The organism is Martelella mangrovi, assembly GCF_040545495.1.
GTDB classification, from domain to species: domain Bacteria; phylum Pseudomonadota; class Alphaproteobacteria; order Rhizobiales; family Rhizobiaceae; genus Martelella; species Martelella mangrovi.
Window position 1 is genome coordinate 59,499 of sequence record NZ_JBEPLY010000001.1, and the last position, 22,026, is coordinate 81,524.

The 22,026-nt window shown below is 61.1% G+C and carries 21 protein-coding genes; 12 read left to right on the forward strand and 9 right to left on the reverse strand.

Going from position 1 to position 22,026, the window contains the following annotated elements:
- The first annotated feature begins 12 nt into the window (after positions 1-12).
- Genes ABID12_RS00285 through dnaQ form a run of 4 tightly spaced genes read left to right on the forward strand, consistent with a single transcriptional unit; the run spans position 13 to position 2,795 of the window.
- A complete protein-coding gene (locus tag ABID12_RS00285; protein ID WP_354432630.1) occupies positions 13-624 on the forward strand; it encodes a Maf family nucleotide pyrophosphatase in 612 nt (203 codons plus the stop codon).
- Positions 617-1,477, forward strand: coding sequence for a shikimate dehydrogenase (locus tag ABID12_RS00290; RefSeq protein ID WP_354432631.1), 861 nt, complete (start codon positions 617-619; stop codon positions 1,475-1,477). The genes ABID12_RS00285 and ABID12_RS00290 overlap by 8 nt, the downstream gene beginning before the upstream one ends.
- The gene (gene coaE / locus ABID12_RS00295) at positions 1,474-2,082 is read left to right on the forward strand and encodes a dephospho-CoA kinase (protein ID WP_354432632.1); all 609 of its coding nucleotides are present in this window, start codon (positions 1,474-1,476) and stop codon (positions 2,080-2,082) included. The genes ABID12_RS00290 and coaE overlap by 4 nt, the downstream gene beginning before the upstream one ends.
- Positions 2,082-2,795, forward strand: a complete 714-nt coding sequence (dnaQ, locus tag ABID12_RS00300) for a DNA polymerase III subunit epsilon (protein ID WP_354432633.1) — start codon at positions 2,082-2,084, stop codon at positions 2,793-2,795. Before coaE ends, dnaQ begins: the two co-directional genes overlap by 1 nt.
- Before the next feature lie 48 nt (positions 2,796-2,843).
- On the opposite strand, the gene ABID12_RS00305 is transcribed toward dnaQ, so the two are convergent.
- Positions 2,844-3,734: an NAD-dependent epimerase/dehydratase family protein gene (locus ABID12_RS00305; protein ID WP_354432634.1), complete on the reverse strand. Its 891-nt coding sequence runs from the start codon at positions 3,732-3,734 to the stop codon at positions 2,844-2,846.
- Between the two features lie 172 nt (positions 3,735-3,906).
- On the opposite strand from ABID12_RS00305, the gene ABID12_RS00310 reads away from it, so the two are divergent.
- The 8 genes from ABID12_RS00310 (at position 3,907) to ahcY (ending at position 14,369) form a co-directional block, all read left to right on the forward strand.
- A complete protein-coding gene (locus ABID12_RS00310; RefSeq protein WP_354432635.1) occupies positions 3,907-4,860 on the forward strand; it encodes a sugar-binding transcriptional regulator in 954 nt (317 codons plus the stop codon).
- Between the two features lie 482 nt (positions 4,861-5,342).
- Positions 5,343-6,656, forward strand: coding sequence for an ABC transporter substrate-binding protein (locus ABID12_RS00315; RefSeq protein WP_354432636.1), 1,314 nt, complete (start codon positions 5,343-5,345; stop codon positions 6,654-6,656).
- A 198-nt stretch (positions 6,657-6,854) separates the two neighbouring features.
- Positions 6,855-7,727, forward strand: a complete 873-nt coding sequence (locus ABID12_RS00320; protein ID WP_319518396.1) for a carbohydrate ABC transporter permease — start codon at positions 6,855-6,857, stop codon at positions 7,725-7,727.
- A 2-nt stretch (positions 7,728-7,729) separates the two neighbouring features.
- On the forward strand, positions 7,730-8,560 hold the full coding sequence (locus ABID12_RS00325; RefSeq protein WP_354432637.1) for a carbohydrate ABC transporter permease: 831 nt from the start codon (positions 7,730-7,732) through the stop codon (positions 8,558-8,560).
- An 11-nt stretch (positions 8,561-8,571) separates the two neighbouring features.
- Positions 8,572-9,570, forward strand: a complete 999-nt coding sequence (locus tag ABID12_RS00330) for an ABC transporter ATP-binding protein (RefSeq protein ID WP_354432638.1) — start codon at positions 8,572-8,574, stop codon at positions 9,568-9,570.
- Between the two features lie 49 nt (positions 9,571-9,619).
- Positions 9,620-11,101: a mannitol dehydrogenase family protein gene (locus tag ABID12_RS00335; protein WP_354432639.1), complete on the forward strand. Its 1,482-nt coding sequence runs from the start codon at positions 9,620-9,622 to the stop codon at positions 11,099-11,101.
- A gap of 128 nt (positions 11,102-11,229) precedes the next feature.
- On the forward strand, positions 11,230-12,822 hold the full coding sequence (locus ABID12_RS00340) for an FGGY-family carbohydrate kinase (protein WP_354432640.1): 1,593 nt from the start codon (positions 11,230-11,232) through the stop codon (positions 12,820-12,822).
- Between the two features lie 146 nt (positions 12,823-12,968).
- Positions 12,969-14,369 carry an adenosylhomocysteinase gene (gene ahcY, locus ABID12_RS00345; protein ID WP_354432641.1) on the forward strand — a complete coding sequence of 467 codons (1,401 nt, stop codon included), beginning with the start codon at positions 12,969-12,971 and terminating at the stop codon, positions 14,367-14,369.
- A 276-nt stretch (positions 14,370-14,645) separates the two neighbouring features.
- Here ahcY and prfH read toward each other — a convergent pair whose 3' ends face one another.
- The 8 genes from prfH to trpB form a co-directional block, all read right to left on the reverse strand.
- Positions 14,646-15,290: a peptide chain release factor H gene (gene prfH, locus ABID12_RS00350; protein WP_354432642.1), complete on the reverse strand. Its 645-nt coding sequence runs from the start codon at positions 15,288-15,290 to the stop codon at positions 14,646-14,648.
- Positions 15,287-16,465, reverse strand: a complete 1,179-nt coding sequence (locus ABID12_RS00355) for an RNA ligase RtcB family protein (protein WP_354432643.1) — start codon at positions 16,463-16,465, stop codon at positions 15,287-15,289. The genes prfH and ABID12_RS00355 overlap by 4 nt, the downstream gene beginning before the upstream one ends.
- A 229-nt stretch (positions 16,466-16,694) precedes the next feature.
- Positions 16,695-18,038: a bifunctional folylpolyglutamate synthase/dihydrofolate synthase gene (locus ABID12_RS00360; protein WP_354432644.1), complete on the reverse strand. Its 1,344-nt coding sequence runs from the start codon at positions 18,036-18,038 to the stop codon at positions 16,695-16,697.
- A gap of 129 nt (positions 18,039-18,167) precedes the next feature.
- Positions 18,168-19,124, reverse strand: a complete 957-nt coding sequence (gene accD, locus ABID12_RS00365; protein ID WP_354432645.1) for an acetyl-CoA carboxylase, carboxyltransferase subunit beta — start codon at positions 19,122-19,124, stop codon at positions 18,168-18,170.
- A 42-nt stretch (positions 19,125-19,166) separates the two neighbouring features.
- On the reverse strand, positions 19,167-20,006 hold the full coding sequence (gene trpA, locus ABID12_RS00370) for a tryptophan synthase subunit alpha (RefSeq protein WP_354432646.1): 840 nt from the start codon (positions 20,004-20,006) through the stop codon (positions 19,167-19,169).
- Positions 20,003-20,464 carry a hypothetical protein gene (locus ABID12_RS00375; RefSeq protein WP_354432647.1) on the reverse strand — a complete coding sequence of 154 codons (462 nt, stop codon included), beginning with the start codon at positions 20,462-20,464 and terminating at the stop codon, positions 20,003-20,005. Before ABID12_RS00375 ends, trpA begins: the two co-directional genes overlap by 4 nt.
- A gap of 41 nt (positions 20,465-20,505) precedes the next feature.
- Positions 20,506-20,790, reverse strand: coding sequence for a hypothetical protein (locus tag ABID12_RS00380; protein WP_106309252.1), 285 nt, complete (start codon positions 20,788-20,790; stop codon positions 20,506-20,508).
- A 5-nt stretch (positions 20,791-20,795) separates the two neighbouring features.
- Entirely contained in the window at positions 20,796-22,016 is a 1,221-nt protein-coding gene (gene trpB / locus ABID12_RS00385; RefSeq protein ID WP_354432648.1) for a tryptophan synthase subunit beta, read from the reverse strand.
- Positions 22,017-22,026: the final 10 nt, after the last annotated feature.

Here is a 22,026-nt window from a genome sequence, read left to right on the forward strand (position 1 = left end):
GGAAAGCGGGCAATGAAAAAAGCGATGAATATTCCGATCATTCTGGCTTCGACCAGCCCGTCCCGGCGCGCGCTTTTGACCAATGCGCGGCTTTCCTTTTCCAGCATGCGCCCGCATGTAGACGAGCGCGCCGTGGAGGCGCCTTTCATCAAGACAGGCGCAACGCCTGGTTTTCTGGCCGGGCTTTTATCCCGGGCAAAGGCGCTTGATGTTTCAAAGCGTGCGCCGGGCGCTTTCGTCATCGGCGGCGACCAGGTGATGGCGTTTGAGGGACAGCCCTATTCGAAACCGGAAAACCGGCAGGAGGCGCATGCGCATCTCAGACGTCTTTCCGGCAAGACCCATTATCTGATGAGTGCCTTCGCGATTGCCCGCGACGGTGAAATCCTGTTCGAGGCCTGCGAAACGGCCGCCTTGCACATGCGTGTGCTCGATGATGCGGAAATCGAGGCCTATCTGGCGTGTATTTCCGATGAGACGCTCTGTTCCTCCGGCGTTTACCAGCTGGAAGGGCCGGGCGTGCGACTTTTCGACAGGATCGACGGCGATTTTTTCACGATCCTGGGCATGCCGATGCTTCAGCTTCTGGCGGCCTTGCGCAAACTCGGAGCACTGCATGATTGATTCACGTGAAACCTTGCCGCGACGGGCCTGTGTCATCGGCCATCCCGTTTCCCAGTCCCGTTCGCCGCTGGTTCACGGCTACTGGCTGAAGAAATACGGCATTGCCGGCGAATATCTGCGTCAGGATGTGGCGCCGGGCGAAATCGCGGCCTTCATGGACAAGCTGCGCTCCGGCGAAACGGGTTTTGTGGGCTGCAATGTCACCATTCCGCACAAGATGGCCGCCTTTGAACTTGCCGATCATGCCGATGAAAACGCCACGCTTTTAGGCGCGGCCAACACGCTGTGGGTGGAAGATGGCCGCATTCATGCCACCAACACCGACGGTCTCGGCTTTGCCGGCAATCTCGATGCCGCCTGTCCCGGCTGGGACTATGTGGAAAAAGCCGTTGTTCTGGGGGCCGGCGGCGGTGCGCGCTCGGTGGCCATGGCGCTCAAGCAGCGCGGTATTTCCCACATTCATATCGTCAACCGCACGCTGGCGCGCGCCTCCGAACTGGCCGCACGGCTGGGCGATCGCGTCGACGCCCATGATATGGACCGGCTTTCGGATGTGATGGCCGGTGCGGGGCTGTTCGTCAACACCACGTCGCTCGGCATGAAGGGCGGTTCGGTGCCCGATATCGATTTCTCTCTTCTGTCTGCAAATGCGGTCGTGACCGACATCGTCTATGTGCCGCTGGAAACGCCGATCCTGAAACAGGCCAAGGCGCACGGCCTGAAAACCGTCGACGGTCTCGGCATGCTCCTGCATCAGGCCGCACCGGGTTTTGAGAAATGGTTCGGAAAACGACCCGAAGTGGATGCGGGGCTTCGCGACGAAATCATTGCCGATCTTGAGGCGAACGGATGATCATTCTCGGCCTCACCGGATCGATCGGCATGGGAAAGTCCACAACAGCGGGCTTTTTCACCAAGGCCGGCATTCCGGTGCAAAATGCCGATGAGGTTGTCCATGCGCTTTACCGCGGAAGGGCGGTGACGCCCGTGGAAGCGGCCTTTCCCGGCGTTGCCGTCGATGGCGCGATTGATCGCGCCCGTCTGAGCAAGGCGCTTGACGGAAAGTCGGAGAATTTCGAAAGACTGGAGGCAATCGTTCATCCTCTGGTGCGTGAAGAACGCGACCGGTTCCTTGAAAAGGCGCGGGCCGACGGGGCGGCGATTGCGGTGCTGGACATTCCGCTTCTCTATGAAACCGGCGCCGACCGATCGGTCGATTGTGTGCTGGTCGTTACCTGTGATCCGCAAATCCAGCGCGAACGCGTGCTGGCGCGACCGGATATGACAGTGGAAAAGTTCGAAACAGTGCTGAAACGTCAGCTTTCCGATGGCGAAAAACGCGCGCGGGCCGATTATATTGTCGATACCGGACACGGCATCGACCAGGCGCGAGCAGCCGTCAGCGACATTATTGCCGAGCTTGAAGGCAAGGCAGCGGATAAAGACAGGGAGGGATGATGAAGGTCACGCGCGATATCATCTTCGATACCGAAACCACGGGTATGGACAAGAATGACGACCGGCTGATCGAAATCGGCGGCGTCGAGCTGATCGACCATTTTCCGACCGGCAAGACCTTTCATGTCTATATCAATCCGGATGGCAAGACCGTGCATCCCGAAGCCCTGCAGGTGCACGGCATTTCGGACGATTTCCTGAAGGACAAGCCGGTATTTGCCGATGTCGTCGACGATCTTCTGGCGTTTTTCGATGGCGCCCGCTGGATTGCCCATAACGCTGCCTTCGACATGGGCTTCATCAATGTCGAACTCGGCCGTCTCGGCAAACCGCCGATCGATCAGGAAATGGTGGTCGATACCCTGGCGCTGGCGCGGCGCAAACATCCGATGGGCCCCAACAGTCTCGATGCGCTCTGCAAGCGCTATTCCATCGACAATGCCCACCGGACCAAGCACGGCGCGTTGCTCGATGCCGAGCTGCTGGCGGAAGTCTATATCGAGATGTCGGGCGGCCGGCAGGCCGCCTTCCGTCTCGTCAATGCCGGTTCAGCCGATGAATATGACAGCGACGGAAACCTGCGCAAGCTTCCGCCCCTGGTCCGCCCTCGCCCGCTGGCCTCGCGCGTTCATGCGGATGAGGTCGAAGCGCATGCGAAAATGCTCGCCGAGATCGGCGACAAGGCATTGTGGCACAGCGTTTCGGACAAGTAAGGATTTTGTCGGTCAACGGTCCATACGGTTTGCTGGACCGGAGCCGACCTATCCCACATATTCCCGCCAGTCGTGTTGTTCCCTGAACCCTAGAACCTCGCGGATCTTGCGGTTGGAAAGCGGCGCTTCATAGTCGCCCATTTCCCGGGTGATCGGCGTGTTCGGCGCGTATTTCTTCAGGAAATCGACCGTCTTTTCGTTGGCCGTGATTGTGTCGTTGGTGGCGTTGAAGACCTCGAAGCCGAGCCCGTCCTTTTGCAGGCAAAGATCGACGATCTGGCCGAGATCGCGGGCATCGATATAGCTCCAGGCATTGCGCTTGCGCGATGGCGGATCGGCGAGGAAGCCGGGGAAATTGCTGTAATCCTCCGGTGAAATGACATTGCCGATGCGAAGCGCGTAGATATCCGCGCCGTAACGCAGGGCAAAGGCGCGCGCGGTCTTCTCGTTGCAGACCTTGGAAAGCCCGTAACTGTCCATCGGGTCGACATCGTAATCTTCTTCCAGCGGAAAGGCGTGAAAATCCTTGTCGCCCTCGGCAAAGCAGACGCCATAGGTGGTTTCGCTGGAGGCGATGATGACCTTGCGCACCCCAAGCTTCATCGCCGCTTCGATGACATTGTAGGTCGACATAACATTGGTCTGATAGGTGACGTTGTCGGGCGTGATCATCACCCGCGGAATGGCGGCGAAATGCACCACGGCGTCGGGCGCGACGGGTGGTTTTCCGTCTTCATAACGCTCCATGCCGAAATGCATGGACATGGCATTGAACACCTGTCCGCTGTCGGTGAGGTCGGTGATGAAGGTGTTGACGTCCGGATGGTCGAGCGCGACCAGATCGAGATTGAGAATATCGTGGCTCTTGTCCAGAAGGTAGGGGATCACGTCACGGCCGGCCTTGCCGCTACCGCCGGTGAAAACGATGCGCTTGCTCATTTCTTCCTCGCTTTTGGGATGCTCCTCGAATGGCCGGATCGTGCATCCATCCGCGCGAGGCGTCAAACCGATTTGCCGGCTTTTTTCACAGTGGCTTGGCAGAGCGGCGGTGACATGGCTATTCTGGCCCGCATTATTGACGATGGCTCAATTGAGCGGGGTAGCGGAAAACATGGCGAGAAAATCCGGCAGCGCATCGCGCCTTGACGACGCCGCACGGGCCGGCTGGCTCTATTATGTCGCCGGCCGCACGCAGGATGAAATTGCCGCTGCCATGGGCATTTCCCGCCAGAGCGCCCAGCGTCTGGTGTCGCTTGCCATGTCCGAACGGCTGATCAAGGTGCGCCTCGATCACCCGATCGCCGAATGCATGGCGCTTTCGGCAGCGCTTCAGGAACGTTACGGTCTGAAACAGGTGCAGGTCGTGCCGAGCGATCCGAATTCCGATACCGCACCGACGGGAATCGCGGAGGAAGGCGCTGCCGAAATCGAGCGCTGGCTGAAGCGAGCCGAACCGACCGTGCTGGCCATGGGCACGGGGCGCACGCTGCGCTCGGCGGTCGAGCAATTGCCGCCGATGGCCTGTCCGCAACACCGCATTGTCTCGCTTACCGGCAATATCAGCCCCGATGGTTCGGCGGCCTATTACAACGTCATCTTCCTGATGGCCGACGCCATTCAGGCGCGGCATTTTCCCATGCCGCTGCCGGTTCTGGTGTCCACACCGGAAGAACGCGCCCTGTTCCATGCCCAGCCGCTGGTGAAACCGACGCTGGAACTCGGCGGCAAGGCCGATGTCACCTTCGTCGGCATCGGTGAACTCGGCGCGAAAGGCCCGCTGCTGCTCGATGGCTTCCTGACCGCAGACGAGATGAGCGAGCTGGTCGCCGCCGGTGCGGCCGGCGAGATCTGCGGCTGGCTTTACAATGATGACGGCAAGCTGCTCGACCACCCGATCAACCAGCGTGTGGCCAGCATTCCCCTGCCCTTTGCCGATGACGCCATCATTTTCGGCATGGCCCGCGGCAAGCCCAAGCACCGCGCCATCCGCGGCGCGCTGAGGGGTGGTTTGATCAACGCGCTGATCACCGATGAGGATGCGGCGCGGTTCCTGCTGGAGGAATAGCGTTTTTCGGGGAGCATGGCGGCACGTTTTCCCGACCAGAGAGACCTGTTGCGCACAAGCCCCTCCCCTTCCTCGGCGTCATTCTCGGGCTTGACCCGAGAATCCATTCACCCATCCGCAAAACCGGCGCTGATTATGGTCTTCACCCTTTGTGATGCCGGAGGCAAAACCGCTGACGCTTTTTGCGACAGACGTGATTGGACCCTCGGGTCAAGCCCGATGGTGACGAAAGTGGTGAGGGCGATCGGGCTGTCGCAACGCGAGAGAAGCATACAGCAGTGACATCAGTTTTTTGCTCAAGGCACGCAGGCCTGTCGAAACGAAAATCCGACCTTCGCGATGGCTTCAAAATTTCTCCTTTAAAAACATCGGATTAAAATATTCGCCCAAAGTATGAGCATTCGCCCACTTGACAGTTTACAGTGAATAGTGGGTAATTGCCCACACAGTAAGCTATTGCTCAATCTGAGGGAGGAACGAGTATGAGACTGCACACGATACTTCTGGGCGCGTGCTCGCTTGTGGCGCTGACCGGCGTCGCTTCGGCCGAAACGCTGACGATTGCCACCGTCAATAACGGTGACATGATCCGCATGCAGAAGCTCACTGACGATTTCACCGCGCAGCATCCCGATATCGACCTCGACTGGGTCACGCTGGAAGAAAATGTGCTGCGCCAGCGGGTGACCACCGACATCGCCACGAACAGCGGCCAGTACGACGTGCTGACCATCGGCAATTACGAAGTGCCGATCTGGGCCAAGCAGGACTGGCTGCTGGCGCTGGACGGGATGCCGGATGATTACGATGCCGGCGATCTTCTGCCCGCCATTGCCGGCGGCCTGTCGGTTGACGACACGCTCTATGCCGCTCCTTTTTATGGCGAAAGCGCCATGGTGATGTACCGCACCGATCTGGCTGAAAAGGCCGGTGTGACCATTCCGGCCGAACCCAAATGGGACGACATCAAGAAGGCCGCGGCCGCCATGACCGACAAGGACAACGGCATTTACGGCATCTGCCTGCGCGGCAAGGCCGGCTGGGGCGAGAACATGGCCTTTATCACCGCCATGTCCAATTCCTATGGCGCGCGCTGGTTCGACATGGACTGGAAACCGCAGTTCGAGAGCGATGAGTGGAAGGCAACGCTCACCGATTATCTCGACCTGATGAACAATTACGGTCCGCCCGGCGCCTCCTCCAACGGCTTCAACGAAAACCTCGCTTTGTTCCAGCAGGGCAAGTGCGGCATGTGGATCGATGCCACGGTGGCCGCTTCCTTCGTGACCGACCCGGATGAATCCAAGGTCGCTGACTCGGTCGGCTTCGCGCTGTTCCCGGAAAAGGGCGATATCGGCAATCGCGGCAACTGGCTGTGGTCGTGGAACCTCGCCATTCCGGCGTCGACGCAGAAGGCGGATGGGGCCAAGGCGTTCGTCGCCTGGGCAACCTCCAAGCACTACACCGATCTTGTTGCAGAACAGGATGGCTGGCGCGCGGCCCCTCCCGGCACCCGCACCTCGCTTTACGAGAATGCGGATTACCAGAAGGCAGCCCCCTTCGCGGAAATGACGCTGGAATCGATCAACGCCGTCGACACCAAGAAGCCGTCGGTTCAGGACATTCCCTATACCGGGGCGCAGTTCGTCTCGATCCCGGAATTCCAGGGCATCGGCACGGCGGTCGGCCAGCAGTTTTCCGCAGCCCTTGCGGGCAATGTGACGGCCGATCAGGCGCTGTCCAATGCCCAGCAGCTCACCGCGCGTGAGATGATGAAGGCCGGTTATCCGAAATAGGCATTCCTCCGGCAGGTGGCCGGGCCCCGTGCCCGGATGCCCGTTTCCGATTTTTCCTTTGAAGGCGTTTGTCGAGAACCGCCGTGCGTCCTGCCGACGGCGGTTCCCGTGATTTCCGCAAACCCGGGCACACCGGTGCGGAACCATTGAGACGTGATGCGGCCTTGAGGCCGGCTTCACCGAGCGGGGATAACCGAAATGGCGACGACCCATACAAAACATGCGGCGCGGCTGATGATGGCGCCCTCGGTCATTCTGCTATTGCTGTGGATGATCATTCCGCTGTCGATGACCGTCTATTTCTCGTTTCTGCGGTATAATCTCCTGATGCCGGGAACCGAGAGTTTCGCCGGCTTCATGAATTACCGTTTCTTCCTGACCGACCCCGCCTTTTTTCAGGCGATCGGCAATACGCTGATCCTGGTTGGCGGTGTGCTGTTTGCCACCGTTGTCGGCGGTATTGCGCTGGCGCTGCTGCTGGATCAGCCGATCTTCGGTCAGGGCATTGTCCGCATTCTGGTCATCGCGCCGTTCTTCGTCATGCCGACGGTCTCGGCACTGGTGTGGAAGAACATGCTGATGAACCCGGTCAACGGGCTGTTCGCCTCGCTGGCACGCTTCATCGGCATACAGCCGATCGATTTTTTATCCTCGATCCCGCTGACGTCAATCAGCCTCATTGTCGCCTGGCAATGGCTGCCGTTCGCGACGCTCATTCTGCTGACCGCGCTGCAATCACTGTCCGAAGAGCAGAAGGAAGCCGCCGAGATGGACGGCGCCAATGCCTTCAACCGGCTGATCTACATCATCCTGCCGCATATGGCCCGCGCCATCACCGTGGTGGTGCTGATCGAGACCATCTTCCTGCTTTCGGTGTTCGCCGAAATTCTGGTGACCACCAATGGTGGACCGGGAACGGAAAGCACCAATCTGACCTACCTCGTCTACATGCAGGCATTGCTGCAGTTCGACGTGGGCGGCGCTTCGGCCGGCGGCATCATCGCTGTCATTCTCGCCAATATCGTTGCGATCTTCCTGGTTCGCATGATCGGCAAAAATCTGGAGGACTGACGATGGCACGCCGGGTTACAACACAGAAAAAGCTGGCCTTCACGCTTCTGGCATGGGTCGTGGCGCTTCTGATCTTCTTCCCGATCCTGTGGACGGTTCTGACCAGTTTCAAGACCGAGGGCGAGGCCGTTTCCTCGCCGCCGTCCTTCCTGTTCTTCCAGTGGACGCTGGAAAACTATGTGGAGGTGCAGGCCCGCTCCAGCTATTTCCATCACTTCTGGAATTCGGTGGCGATCTCGCTCGGCTCCACGGTGATCGGGCTGCTGATCTCCGTGCCCGCCGCCTGGGCGATGGCATTCTCGCCGACGAAACGCACCAAGGACATCCTGCTGTGGATGCTGTCCACCAAGATGCTGCCCGCCGTCGGCGTGCTGGTGCCGATCTACATCATCTTCCGCGATCTCGGCCTGCTCGACACCCGTATCGGCCTGATCATCGTGATGATGCTGATCAACCTGCCGATCATGGTGTGGATGCTCTACACCTACTTCAAGGAAATTCCCGGCGAGATCCTCGAAGCCGCCCGCATGGACGGGGCGACGCTCGGCAAGGAGCTGATCTATGTGCTCACCCCGATGGCGGTGCCGGGCATTGCCTCCACCCTTCTTCTCAACATCATCCTTGCCTGGAACGAAGCCTTCTGGACCCTGAATCTGACGGCTTCAAAGGCGGCGCCGCTGACGGCCTTCATCGCCTCCTATTCGAGCCCGGAAGGCCTGTTTTACGCCAAGCTTTCCGCCGCCTCGACCATGGCGATCGCTCCGATCGTCATCCTCGGCTGGTTTTCGCAGAAGCAGCTCGTGCGCGGGCTCACCTTCGGCGCGGTTAAATAAGGACAGGACCAATGGGCAGCATCAGACTCGAAAACGTCTCCAAGCATTTTGGCGAACATGCGGTCATTCCGTCGATCGACCTTGAAATCAATGACGGTGAATTCGTCGTCTTTGTCGGCCCGTCGGGCTGCGGCAAGTCCACCCTTCTGCGCCTGATTGCAGGCCTTGAGGATGTTACCGGCGGCCGCATTCTGATCGATGGCGAGGATGCCACGGCCAAGCCGCCGGCAAAGCGCGGCCTTGCCATGGTGTTCCAGTCCTATGCGCTTTATCCGCATATGAGCGTGCGCGCCAATATCGGCTTTCCGCTGAAAATGGCCAATTTCGACAAGGCCGAAATCGACCGCAAGGTCGAGGAGGCGGCAAAGATCCTGAATCTCACCGATTATCTGGAGCGCAAGCCGCGTGCGCTTTCCGGCGGTCAGCGTCAGCGCGTCGCCATTGGCCGGGCGATCGTGCGTTCGCCGGAATGTTTCCTGTTCGACGAGCCGCTCTCGAACCTCGATGCCGCACTTCGGGTCAATATGCGGCTCGAAATCTCCGAACTGCACCAGCAGCTCGGCGCAACCTCGATCTATGTGACCCACGACCAGGTGGAAGCCATGACCATGGCCGACAAGATCGTGGTCCTGCGCGCCGGCAATATCGAACAGGTCGGCTCGCCGCTCGAGCTTTACCGCAGCCCCGCCAATCTCTTCGTCGCCGGTTTCATCGGTTCGCCGAAGATGAATTTCATCGACGGCGAGGCGGCTGCGGAATTCGGCGCCCACACGATCGGCATCAGGCCCGAACATGTCGCCCTTTCCACCGAAAACGGCAAATGGAAGGGCAAGGTCGTCGTCTCCGAACATCTCGGTTCCGACACCTTCCTGCATGTCGATGTTCCCGGGCTCGGCCATATCACCACCCGTACGGATGGCGAGTTTCCGGTGCGCCACGGCGACATGGTGTTTATCTCGCCGGACCCCGAACGGCTTTACCGCTTCAACGCGGATGGCCTTGCCGCCTGACCGGCGCCGTCGACCAAACAGCGAAATGCGAAGACTGGACCTTGAGACCATGACCGAGCCCCTCAACCTTAAAAATCTTGATCAGCATGCGGACAAGGCGGCCGTGCCGGCCTATCAGCGCAGCGCCCTTTCCGCCGGGATCGTTCATTTCGGCGTCGGCAATTTCCACCGGGCGCATCAGGCGGTCTACCTGCACCAGCTTTTCAACAAGGGCCGCGATCTCGACTGGGCAATCATCGGCGCCGGCGTCATGCCCTCCGACACGAAGATGCGCGAAGTCCTTGCCGGCCAGGATTTTCTGACCACCGTGGTGGACCAGGAGGCGGATGCCAGCGAAGCCACGATCACCGGCGCGATGATCGACATGATCGCCCCGCCCGACTACGCGGCGATGATCGAAAAACTCGCCGATCCGGCAATCCGCATTGTGTCCCTGACGGTGACGGAAGGCGGCTATTTCATCGATCCGGCGACCGGGAAATTCGATCCGACCCATCCGGCCATCGTCGCCGACGGTGAAAATCCGGATACCCCGAAAACGGCCTTCGGCCTGATCATCGCTGGTCTGAAGAAACGCCGCCGCGAAAACATACCGCCCTTCACCGTGATGTGTTGCGACAACATCCCCCATAACGGCGCGGTGACCAAAGCCACCGTCTCGGGTCTCGCCGAACTCTCCGATCCGGCCCTTGCCGGCTGGATCCGCGACAATGTCGCCTTTCCCAATGCCATGGTCGACCGGATCACGCCGGCCACCGGCAAGCGCGAACGCGATATCACGCGCCAGGAATATGGCATCGCGGACAACTGGCCGGTGTTCTGCGAGGGCTTCAAACAGTGGGTGCTGGAGGATGATTTCCCGCTTGGTCGCCCGGCGCTGGAAGAGGTCGGCGTCACCTTTGTCGAAGATGTCAGCCCCTATGAGGTGATGAAGCTCAGGATCCTCAACGGCGGTCATGCGGCCATCGCCTATCCCGGCGAATTGCTCGATATCCATTTCGTGCATGAGGCGATGGAGAACGAACTGATCGCCGCCTTTCTCGAAAAACTCGAGAAGGAGGAAATCATTCCCATCGTGCCGCCGGTGCCCGATACCGATCTGACCGGCTATTACGAGCTGATTGCCCGGCGTTTTGCCAATCCCAAGATCGGCGACACGATCGAGCGGCTGGCGCTCGACGGTTCCAACCGGCAGCCGAAATTCATCCTGCCGTCCACGGCGGCGCGGCTGGACAAGGGCCTCGATGTCGTCGGCCTCGCGCTGGTCTCGGCGCTGTGGTGCCGCTATTTCGAGGGAAGATCCGACAGTGGCCGCGCCATCCGCTTCAACGATGAGGCCGCCGACCGTCTTCACAAGGCCGCGCTTGCAAGCCGCGAAGACCCGATGATTTTCCTTGAGGAACGCGCCATCTTCGGCTCGATCTCCGACAATGAAACCTTCCGCAAGCGCTTCTCGGCAGCGCTGGAGAGCCTCAGAACCGCCGGAACCGCCGAAACACTGAAACGCTATATCGCCGGTGATCTGGCATAGTGCATCCGGCTACCGATGATTGACCCGACCCCGCGGCCGGGAAAGCCCGGCGCGGACAGGATGTTTGACGAAATCTGCATTCTCGTCCACCTTGTGCGCAAAGACTGACAGGGTGGGGAGCGTGCAGGATGCGCGATCACGTGATTGCGGTCGATGTCGGCACGGCAAGCGTCAGGGCTGGCATTTTCGATAAAACCGGCACCATGCTGTCCCGCAGGGTCGAGCCCTTGCGGCTGCGCCGTCCGGGCGCGCGGCGCGGCGAATATGTGTCCGACGACATCTGGCAGACGACGGCGACGGCGGTGCGGAGTGCGCGCCTTGCAAGCGGTCTCGGCCCAGAGCGGATTGCGGGCCTTGCCTTCGGCGCCACATGCTCGCTGGTTCTGCTCGACCGGGCGGGCGATCCGCTGCCGCTTTTTACGGATGACAGCGGCTCCTATGACACCATCGCCTGGTTCGATCACCGCGCCAGAGCCGAGGCCGCGGAGCTGAGTGCCACGGGTGATGCCGCGGTCAGGCATTCCGGCGGATCGATTTCGCCGGAAATGCAGGTGCCGAAGCTTTTGTGGCTGAAGCGGAACCGGCCGGAGCTTTGGCAAAAGGCCGGCGATTTCTTCGATCTCGCCGATTTTCTGAGCTTTCGGGCGACGGGCAGCCGGCAGCGTTCGCTTTCCACACTTGCCACCAAATGGTTCCATATGGCTGAGAATGCCGATCCATGGCCGCGTGCGCTTTTCGACCGGTTTAGCCTTGGCGATCTGCCGGAAAGGGCCGGTGCCGACATGCCGCCCTGCCCACCCGGCAAAGCCATCGGCAAGCTGACCGAAGCTGCGGCAGATGCACTCGGGCTTGATTGCACCGTGACGGTTGCCGCCGGCATGGTGGATGCCTATGCCGGCGCGCTCGGCGCGTTGCCGCACCCCGGAATGAAGGCACCCGGCGAATTCGCGCTGATCGGCGGAACCTCCAGCTGCCTTATCGGCTATGGGCCCGAACCCGTCTTTGCCGGAAGCGTATGGGGCCCCTATTTTGCCGCTATCTATCCGCACCAATGGCCGTTCGAGGCCGGACAGTCGGCAACCGGCGGCCTGCTCAACCACCTGCTTGAAATCCATGCCGAGGGCGGCCCGGCAACGGAAGCCCGTCACGAGCAGGTCAATGCCCGGATTGCCTCCATGATTGCGGCAGACGGCCCCGGCTTTGCCGATGGGCTCGATATCCTGCCCGATTTTCACGGCTCCCGCTCGCCCTTTGCCGACCCGGCCATGACCGGCATGGTCGCGGGCCTCACCCTCGACAAGTCCTTCGACGGGCTTTGCCGGCTTTACTGGCGCGCCTGCATAGCCATTGCGCTGTCGCTGCGGCAGATCCTCGAGCATCTTGCCGAAAACGGCATTCCCGCAACCGCGCTCCACCTTGCCGGCGGCCATCGGCGCAATCCGCTTCTCTCAAGGCTTTACGCCGATGTCACCGGCCGGCCGGTGCATGTTTCCCCGACGGAAGACGTGGTGCTGCTGGGCTCTGCGGTAAACGCCGCCGCGGCATCGGGCCTTCATGCGGGCCTTGAGCAGGCCGCCACCGCGATGCAGACCACCGGACACACCCATAATCCCGATCCGGCGCTTTCGGATTATTACGAAAGCCAATATGTCCGTCTTGAAATCCTGCAGGCCTGCCGTGATGCGTTGCGCAGCGCCGATCCCGACGCTCAACGGGAGTAGAGAAAGACATAAAGATTTCTTTATGTCTTTCTTGTCAGCGACGGCCAAGGCTGTTACTAACGAAGCAAACCGAATGCAGCGTGTTGCCCGCCTGAGAGTGCCGGCCGCGATCTGCCGCACCCATTTTTTGCCTCGGGAGTTTTTCAATGAGCGCCACAGAAGATTTCATCGTCGCCGATATCGCGCTGGCCGATTACGGCCGCAAGGAACTGGAGATTGCCGAAACCGAAATGCCGGGCCTGATGGCCGCGCGCGAGGAATTCGGTGAAAGCCAGCCGCTGAAGGGCGCGCGCATTTCCGGCTCGCTGCACATGACGATCCAGACCGGTGTTCTGATCGAAACCCTTAAAGTCCTGGGCGCGGACGTCCGCTGGGCGTCCTGCAACATCTTCTCCACCCAGGACCACGCCGCAGCCGCCATTGCCGCCACCGGCACACCGGTCTTCGCGGTCAAGGGCGAGAGCCTTGCCGAATACTGGTCCTATACCGACCGGATCTTCCAGTGGAACGATGGCGGACAGTCGAACCTGATCCTCGATGATGGCGGCGACGCCACCATGTATATCCTGATCGGCGCGCGCGCCGAGGCCGGCGAGGATGTGCTGTCCAAGCCGGGCTCGGAAGAAGAGGAAGTGCTGTTCGCGCAGATCAAGAAGCGCATGACCGAAACGCCCGGCTTCTTCACCAAGCAGCGCGATGCGCTTCTGGGCGTGACGGAAGAAACCACCACCGGCGTCAACCGGCTCTACCAGCTTGCCCGTGCCGGCCAGCTCCCCTTCCCGGCCATCAATGTCAACGACTCGGTCACCAAGTCGAAATTCGACAACAAATATGGTTGCAAGGAATCCCTCGTCGACGGTATCCGCCGCGCCACCGATGTGATGATGGCCGGCAAGGTTGCCGTCGTCTGCGGTTACGGCGATGTCGGCAAGGGCTCGGCCGCCTCGCTTTCCGGCGCGGGTGCGCGCGTCAAGGTGACCGAAGCCGATCCGATCTGCGCCCTGCAGGCCGCCATGGACGGCTTCGAGGTCGTGCAGCTGGAAGACGTCGTCTCGACCGCCGATATCTTCGTCACCACCACCGGCAACAAGGATATCATCCGCCTGGAACACATGCGCGAGATGAAGGACATGGCGATTGTCGGCAATATCGGCCATTTCGATAACGAAATTCAGGTCAATTCGCTGCGCAATTACAAGTGGACCAACATCAAGCCGCAGGTCGACATGATCGCGTTTCCCGACGGCAAGCGGCTGATCCTGCTGTCGGAAGGCCGCCTTCTGAACCTTGGCAATGCCACCGGCCACCCTTCCTTCGTGATGTCGGCGTCGTTCACCAACCAGGTGCTGGCGCAGATGGAAATCTTCCAGCACCGCGACAAATACGAAAATGCCGTTCACGTTCTGCCCAAGCATCTCGACGAAAAGGTCGCCCGCCTGCATCTCGACAAGCTCGGCGCCAAGCTGACCGTGCTGTCGGAAGAACAGGCCGCCTATATCGGCGTGACGCCGGAAGGCCCGTTCAAGCCGGAACACTACCGCTACTGATAATACCAAGAGCCAATGATCAGGCCCCATATGATGCGCGCTGGCATGGCCATCCGGGTAGGAAAAGACCGCGGAGCGATGCCAGAGCATCGCGCGAGGATTTTGACGCCCCTGGTGGCCATGCCAGCCGCATGTTTTTAAGGGCCAGGCGCTTTTGCAAGCCTGCGTCGTTGAGAATTTTCATCGTAGCGGGGGCCTTTGGAGCCTCGGACGAGACCAATCATTGCCCGAGGTTCCGGTACCACCTCACCCCAGGACCGCCGGAAAGAGGCGGCCCTATCTCACCTCATTGAAGTGCTTTCCCTTGAAGACCCTGGCCGGGTTGCCCCGCTCCAATTGCCTGTGAAGCTGGTTTTGTGCGGATCGGTTGCGGCTTTGCGCTTCCTGCTGGCGCAGGATGAGTTTCGCCACAAGGCGCTCATATGCAGCTTGCCTGTTGCGGTGCTGGGAGCGCTCGTCCGTAGACAGGGCGGAAACACCCGTTGGCAGATGCGTTATCCTCACACCGCTGTCCGTCGTGTTCTGGTGCTGCCCGCCAGGCCCGCCGGAGCGGAAGGTCTCGACCTTGAGGTCCTCAGTTTTCGGCTCTGCATCTTGCGCATCCGTCACCTCGACGGCAAAGACACCGACAAACCAGTTGCGCCGCTTGTGCTGCGGGCGAAACGGGCTCTGGCACGTCCATTGAACGGTTCCAAGCCAGCGGCGCGCAAGCTCAGCCCCGCCTTTTCCCGCCAGGGTGACGAGGCAGGACGAGGGATCTTTCCCGGTATTCGCAGCATCGGGGATCTCGGCGTCGAACCGGATTGCGCGGTCGGCAGCTTCCTGTTCCAGCCGGTTCAACACCAGCGATACGGCACGGCGGCACTCCTGTGGACCATCGCCACTGGTCACCAGCAGGCGGACGGTTTCCGGCACGCTCATCGCTCCGCCCTCCTCGTACCCAAGCTGTTCCACTTTTTCCGTGCTGATGCCTGATGGCCTTCCGGCGTGGCTTTCTTGAAGGTAAGCAAGGGCTTCAGCGCGGCAACGGGCTCTGCCAGTCTGGCGGCCTGCAACTGCCCGACCACATGGGCCGGGTCCTTGTAGGCCTGGGGCGCCTCTTCGATCAGAAGCTGTCGATCCTCGCAGATGACAAGCCCTCCGAAGGAGGTTCGGCTCAGGTTTTCCCTGTCCGATCGCGTTACACCCGCGCGCCCCGTCATCGAGCGCCGGTCATATTTTCGGCCGGCGCCGTGCGCAAGCGAGGCGAGCGCCTCAGGCTTGTGGCGGTTGGGCTTGAGAAGATAGCTCAGCGCGTCCCTTGACCCGGCAAGCGGCACGATAGGCATGTCCGCTTTTGCGGCACCCTTTCGATGCAGCAACCCGCGCGGGCCAGGCTCGATCAGATTGTGCGGTGCGTTGCAAACCGGTCGGAAGTCACAATGCAGAGCCCTTGCCGCGCGTTCGACGATGATTGCGCGGTTGAGGCTTGCCCACAGCACAGCCTGGCGATGGGCTTCCATATAGGCCTGCCCCGTTTCGCTGTCTGGGTCGAAGCCACCGGAATGGTCTATCACGGAGCTGAAGACTTCAGTCCCGAAAGAGCGGGAGCCGGAGTGGACGAGCAACATGAGTTGCCCCCTTTCCAGACCAATATCGTCGAGAACGGTATCGACAACCTGCAATTCGCAGAAGTGATTGCCGCCTCCGATCGTGCCGAGTGCATTTGGATGGAGATCCGGCGGCAGTCCGTCGGACGCAAGACGTGCACCGGCATCGCCGTCCCACACGCCTTCGAGCAGGCGCAGCTTCCGGGCAGCCTTGTCCAGCCTGAACTTGCGTGCCGGCAGGTCCAGAGCGTAGAGCGACATCCCACAGCCAATGTCATTGCCGATCAGTTGCGGATAGATCCGATCCGACAGGATAGCACTGCCGACCGGACCATATTTGCCGGGGTGAAGGTCAGGAAAGGCAGCAATGGCGATGATGCCCTCCATTGCAGCGACAGCGTCAAGCTGTTCTTCTGCTTTACCTTCAATCCAGGCGTTTTCAGAATAAAAACGATGAATAGAGGCCGCGCCTGATATGCGCGCAGCCTTGTTTGGCGAAGTGCCCATTTGGGTAACTCATTTGAAAACAGGAAAGCTTCAGGCGCAAGAATACTTGCCCTGATCGGCCTTCGACGCACCGTATCTACGGCTTAGCGAAGGTTTGCTGCGTTTTTGGGCAGGCGGTACATGGTCGTCATGTCCTGGCTCCCGAATTCAAAAGATCATTGACCCCGCCTATGGCGGGCCGCAGGTGCATAAGCCTTTCCGCGCCGTTTTGCAAGTCCTCAACGAAAACTCAAAGCGGCGGCGTGCCGTTTTCAAAAAGCGCATTGCCGGCGAAATAGAGCGAACCGCCGATCAGGATGCGCGGCGGTGGCTGGTCGACGCGGGCGCGCAGGCAGATCGCGGCCAGCGCCTCGCCGATCGAGGAAACCGGCTCGGCCGAAAGACCGGCATCGGCGGCTGAAGAGGCCAGCGCCACGGGGTCGATGAAGGCTTCAGTGCCCTTGATCGGCGCGCAATAGACATAATTGGCAAGCCCGGCGAAATGCTCGAAAAAGCCGAACGGGTCCTTGGTGTTGATCATCCCGATGATCAGGAACAGCGGGCGCGGATCGTGTTCCTCGAAACCGGCCAGCGCTTCGGCAATCACCTCGCCAGCGCCGGGATTGTGCCCGCCATCCAACCAGATTTCGCTGCCTTCGGGGGCTGCCGTTACCAGATCGCCTTCCGTCAGCTGCTGCAGGCGGGCGGGCCAGAACACATTGCGCATTGCCGTTTCGACGGCGTTCTCGTCAATTGCAAAACCGGCGGCCTTGACGGCCGAAATGGCAGCGGCCGCATTGGCATATTGGTGGCGGCCGGGCAGTGCGGGCAGCGGCAGGTCCATCAGCCCGTCGCCGTCCTGATAGACGAGACGGCCGTGCTCCTCATGGGCGCTGTAATCCTGGCCGTAGAGGTGGAGCGGACAGCCAAGCCTGTCGGCGGTGGCGATCAGCACCTCTTCTGCAGCCTCATATTCCTGCTGGCCGATCACGACCGGCACGCCCGGTTTCATGATCCCGGCCTTTTCGGCCGCAATCAGCTCGACACGGTCGCCGAGATAGGCCTGATGGTCGAGCGAGATCGGCATGATCACGCTGACGGCGGGCTTGTCGATGATGTTGGTGGCGTCGAAACGGCCGCCAAGGCCGACTTCCAGAATAACGACGTCGGCGGGAATTTCCGCAAACAGCACAAAGGTCGTTGCCGTCAGCAGTTCGAACACCGTGGCCGTCGCGCCGGCATTGGCCGCTTCCACGCGCTTCAGCGTCTCGGCCAGCAGCGTATCGTCGACATAGCCGCTGGCGCCGCCGGGACCGCCGATGCGGAAGCGCTCGTGCCAGCGCACCAGATGCGGCGAGGAATGGACATGGACCGAAAGCCCGGCAGCTTCCAGCAATGCGCGACTGAAGGCGCTTGCCGACCCCTTGCCGTTTGTCCCGGCAATATGGATCACCGGCGGCAGCGCCAGATGCGGATTGCCGAGTTTTTCAAGAAGGTTCCGGATCCGGTCGAGCGACAGATCGAACCCCTTGGGATGCAATTGCATCAGGTGATCGATCACGCGCTCGGCCGCGCCGAGGGAATGGTTGTCCATGATGGGTCCGATTTCCGGAGCGCCGGGCCTCTATCGACCGCGCCCTGCTTCATCTTTTTTGTTTCCGGGCAGCCTGTCGCCACCCGGAAATTGCTGTCGGGACCGGTGCTGCCCGGGGCCTGAACGGCCTCAGTTCTGCGGGGCCGGCGCCTGATCGCTTTCGATCTTTTCGTGCGGTGTCTCGTCGGCGATGGCATCGTGAGGTTTCGGCGGCTCCAGCATGGCATTTGCCGTCGGCGGTGCACCGGTCATGATCTTCAGCACGCGCGCCAGCGTTTCGGGAATGTCGTGGCGCCTGACGACCATATCGATCATGCCGTGATCCAGCAGGTATTCCGCGGTCTGGAAGCCGTCGGGCAGCTGTTCGCGAATGGTCTGCTCGATCACGCGGCGGCCGGCAAAGCCGATCTCGGCGCCCGGCTCGGAGATGTGCAGATCGCCCAGCATTGCATAGGAGGCCGAAACCCCGCCGGTCGTCGGGTTGGTCAGAACGACGATATAGGGCAGGCCCGCCTCGCGCATCATCTCGACCATCACGGTCACGCGCGGCATCTGCATCAGCGACAACACGCCTTCCTGCATGCGCGCGCCGCCGGAAGCCGGGAAGATTACCAGCGGGCAGTTTTCCTTGAGCGCCCGCTCGAAAGCCTGAATGATCGCCTCGCCCGCGGCCATGCCCAGCGAGCCGCCGAGAAACTTGAACTCATGAACCACGGCCACCAGCTTGAGGCCTTCAAGCGTGCCGACACCGGCGACGATCGTGTCGTCCTGTCCGGTCTTGGTGCGGTTTTCCTTCAGACGGTCGGCATATTTCTTGGAGTCGCGGAACTTCAGCGGGTCCTGCGCCACCTTCGGCTGCGGCAGGTCCTCGAACTGGCCGTTGTCGAACAGGTCAATCAGCCGCGCGCGGGCCGGCATCTTCATGTGATAGCCGGACGAGGGAATGACCCATTTGTTTTCTTCCAGATCGGTGTGAAACACCATCGCGCCTGTTTCGGGGCACTTGATCCACAAATTCTCGGGCACTTCGCGCCGGCCGAACATGGAATTGATCCGCGGCCGCACATAATTGGTTATCCAGTTCACCAAATGAACCTCCTGAATAGCATTGCCTGCGGTTTGCCAGATTTACTCCGCCGCCGCAAGGCGGGCGTCCCGTACGCCGCTTGAAAGCCCGCGCACGAAGGTCGAAACCGCGTCAACCGTGTCCTTGCCGCCCTTGCCGTTCCCATCGAGACTGCCGGCGATCTGGTTGACCACCGCCGTGCCGACCACGACGCCATCGGCCGCCGCGCCGATCAGGCGGGCATGTTCGGCCGTCTTCACGCCGAAACCGACGCAGACGGGAAGGTCGGTATGCGCCTTGATGCGCGAAACGGCTTCACCCACCTTCGACGGGTCCGGCAGCGCCGAGCCGGTAATCCCGTTCATCGACACGTAATAGACGAAACCCGATGTGTTCTGCAAAACCGCCGGCAGGCGCTTCTCGTCCGTCGTCGGCGTGGCCAGACGGATGAAGTTGAGGCCCTTTGCGAGTGCGGGAATGCACAGCTCGTTGTCCATTTCCGGCGGCAGGTCGACGATGATCAGGCCGTCGATCCCGGCCTCAAGGGCGGTGTCCACAAAGCGCTCGACGCCGTAGATGTAGATCGGATTGTAATAGCCCATCATCACGATCGGCGTATCGGCATCTTCTTTGCGAAAACGACGGGCCAGTTCCAGCGTCTTTTCCAGCGTCTGGCCGCCTTTCAGCGCGCGAAGGCCCGCCATCTGGATGGCCGGTCCGTCGGCCATCGGGTCGGAAAACGGCATGCCGAGTTCGATCACGTCGGCGCCTGCTTTCGGCAGCGCCTTCATGATCTCAAGCGAGGTGTCGAAATCGGGATCGCCACCCATGAAATAGGTGATCAGCGCCGGCCGGCCCTCGGCCTTCAGGGCTGCAAAGCGTTTTTCCATGCGTTCGGTCATACTGTACTCCGTGGCATCCTCGATGCGAGATAGTCGGCAAGCGGCGCGCCGGACAGGGCTGTATCCATAAACGCCCGCCGCTCGAAATCAATAACGCCCAGCTCCCAGACGCAGGCCAGAACCCCTGCCGGAACCGGTGAAAACTCTGGCCGCGCCGTCCCGAGACCGGCCCGCCACATGGCATGCGAGGCAATGCCGCCGTCAAGCCACCAGTGAAGCAGCAGCCACAAGGCCTCCTCGCCGCGATGCAGAACGGCAAAGCCGACCTTCAGATGCGGCTTGCCAAGTTGCGATTGCTCGAGAACCGCTGCTGCTGCGTCCGTCTCGGCATCGGTAAAGTCGAGGTCCGGTGACGTCGAAATGCCGTTCAGCTTGATCACGCCGCCATCTGCGGAAACCGCCCGGAGAAACCCGGCCGCTCTCGGCGCGTAACGTTCTGAAAGCCTTTCCGATGTCATGGCCTCCCTTTCATGATTTGCGGCCGGATGAAAAGTGGCGCCTATTCCGCTTCGTTCCAGGCCGAAATCGCCTTCACCAGAGATTTGTGAACGGCCTTCATGTTCAAAACGAGACTGTCCAGCTCGGCCTCGGGTCGCCGCCCCTCCGAAAGCGCCGAAAGGGCCGCCGCCATCTCGATATTGTAGAGGTTCTGGTGCGCCAGTGCTTCCACCACGGCGTGGCGGATATCCGGCACGTCCGCATTCTCCTCCTCGATGATGTCGAAAAGGGCCTCCGCCAGTTCCGACATCTCCTCAATGGTCTCCGCGCGCGAACCCGTCGTCATGGACCTTACATCTCCATGCCGAGAATCTTGCCGACCGTGTGCACATCCTTGTCGCCGCGGCCGGAAAGATTGGCGAGGATGATCTCGTCCTTGCCCATTTTCGGCGCGCGCTTGATGATTTCGGCAATCGCATGGCTGGCTTCAAGGGCTGGAATGATGCCCTCGAGCCGGGTCATCAGCTGGAAGGCTTCCAGCGCCTCGGTGTCGAGGATCGGCACATAGTCGACACGGCCGATGTCATTGAGCCATGAGTGCTCCGGCCCGATGCCCGGATAATCGAGCCCGGCGGAGACCGAATGGCCTTCCTTGATCTGGCCGTCATCATCCTGCAGCAGATAGGTGCGGTTGCCGTGCAGCACGCCCGGCGCGCCCGCCGTCAGCGAGGCGCAATGCTCCTCGCCGTCAAGCCCGCGCCCGCCTGCTTCCACGCCGACGATCTTCACATCCTGATCGTCGAGGAAGGGATGGAAAATGCCGATGGCATTCGAACCGCCGCCGACGGCCGCAATCACCAGATCGGGCAGCAGCCCTTCGGCTTCCATGATCTGCTCTTTCGCTTCAGTGCCGATCACGGCCTGAAAATCGCGCACCATTTCCGGATAGGGATGCGGGCCTGCGGCCGTGCCGATCAGGTAATAGGTGTCGTCGACATTGGTGACCCAGTCGCGCAGCGCTTCGTTCATGGCATCCTTCAGCGTGCCGTGGCCGGCCGTCACCGGCTTCACCTCGGCGCCAAGGAGCTTCATGCGGAACACGTTGGGCGCCTGCCGCTCGACATCGGTCGCGCCCATATAGACCACGCAGGGCAGGCCGAAGCGGGCGGCCACGGTGGCCGATGCCACGCCGTGCTGGCCGGCGCCGGTTTCGGCGATGATGCGGGTCTTGCCCATGCGCTTGGCCAGCAGGATCTGGCCGAGGCAATTGTTGATCTTGTGCGAGCCGGTGTGGTTCAGCTCCTCGCGCTTGAAATAGATCTTCGCGCCGCCGAGATGCTCGCTGAGCCGTTCGGCATAATAAAGCGGGCTCGGGCGGCCGGTATAGTGCTTGCCCAGCGACGTCAGCTCCGCCTTGAAGGCCGGATCGGTCTTGGCCCTGTCCCATTCCGCCTGCAGGTCGAGGATCAGTGGCATCAGCGTTTCGGCCACGAAGCGTCCGCCGAAAATGCCGAACAGGCCGCTTTCGTCGGGGCCGGATTTGAAGGAGTTTGGTTTTGGCGTCTCGTTCACGTCAGTCTCC

Bases quoted from the DNA above. Each gene is read 5' to 3' on its own strand.
- ABID12_RS00285 (WP_354432630.1), top strand. From the start codon at position 13: ATGAAAAAAGCGATGAATATTCCGATCATTCTGGCTTCGACCAGCCCG.
- ABID12_RS00290 (WP_354432631.1), top strand. From the start codon at position 617: ATGATTGATTCACGTGAAACCTTGCCGCGACGGGCCTGTGTCATCGGC.
- coaE (WP_354432632.1), top strand. From the start codon at position 1,474: ATGATCATTCTCGGCCTCACCGGATCGATCGGCATGGGAAAGTCCACA.
- dnaQ (WP_354432633.1), top strand. From the start codon at position 2,082: ATGAAGGTCACGCGCGATATCATCTTCGATACCGAAACCACGGGTATG.
- ABID12_RS00305 (WP_354432634.1), bottom strand. From the start codon at position 3,734: ATGAGCAAGCGCATCGTTTTCACCGGCGGTAGCGGCAAGGCCGGCCGT.
- ABID12_RS00310 (WP_354432635.1), top strand. From the start codon at position 3,907: ATGGCGAGAAAATCCGGCAGCGCATCGCGCCTTGACGACGCCGCACGG.
- ABID12_RS00315 (WP_354432636.1), top strand. From the start codon at position 5,343: ATGAGACTGCACACGATACTTCTGGGCGCGTGCTCGCTTGTGGCGCTG.
- ABID12_RS00320 (WP_319518396.1), top strand. From the start codon at position 6,855: ATGGCGACGACCCATACAAAACATGCGGCGCGGCTGATGATGGCGCCC.
- ABID12_RS00325 (WP_354432637.1), top strand. From the start codon at position 7,730: ATGGCACGCCGGGTTACAACACAGAAAAAGCTGGCCTTCACGCTTCTG.
- ABID12_RS00330 (WP_354432638.1), top strand. From the start codon at position 8,572: ATGGGCAGCATCAGACTCGAAAACGTCTCCAAGCATTTTGGCGAACAT.
- ABID12_RS00335 (WP_354432639.1), top strand. From the start codon at position 9,620: ATGACCGAGCCCCTCAACCTTAAAAATCTTGATCAGCATGCGGACAAG.
- ABID12_RS00340 (WP_354432640.1), top strand. From the start codon at position 11,230: ATGCGCGATCACGTGATTGCGGTCGATGTCGGCACGGCAAGCGTCAGG.
- ahcY (WP_354432641.1), top strand. From the start codon at position 12,969: ATGAGCGCCACAGAAGATTTCATCGTCGCCGATATCGCGCTGGCCGAT.
- prfH (WP_354432642.1), bottom strand. From the start codon at position 15,290: ATGAGCGTGCCGGAAACCGTCCGCCTGCTGGTGACCAGTGGCGATGGT.
- ABID12_RS00355 (WP_354432643.1), bottom strand. From the start codon at position 16,465: ATGGGCACTTCGCCAAACAAGGCTGCGCGCATATCAGGCGCGGCCTCT.
- ABID12_RS00360 (WP_354432644.1), bottom strand. From the start codon at position 18,038: ATGGACAACCATTCCCTCGGCGCGGCCGAGCGCGTGATCGATCACCTG.
- trpA (WP_354432646.1), bottom strand. From the start codon at position 20,006: ATGACCGAACGCATGGAAAAACGCTTTGCAGCCCTGAAGGCCGAGGGC.
- ABID12_RS00375 (WP_354432647.1), bottom strand. From the start codon at position 20,464: ATGACATCGGAAAGGCTTTCAGAACGTTACGCGCCGAGAGCGGCCGGG.
- ABID12_RS00380 (WP_106309252.1), bottom strand. From the start codon at position 20,790: ATGACGACGGGTTCGCGCGCGGAGACCATTGAGGAGATGTCGGAACTG.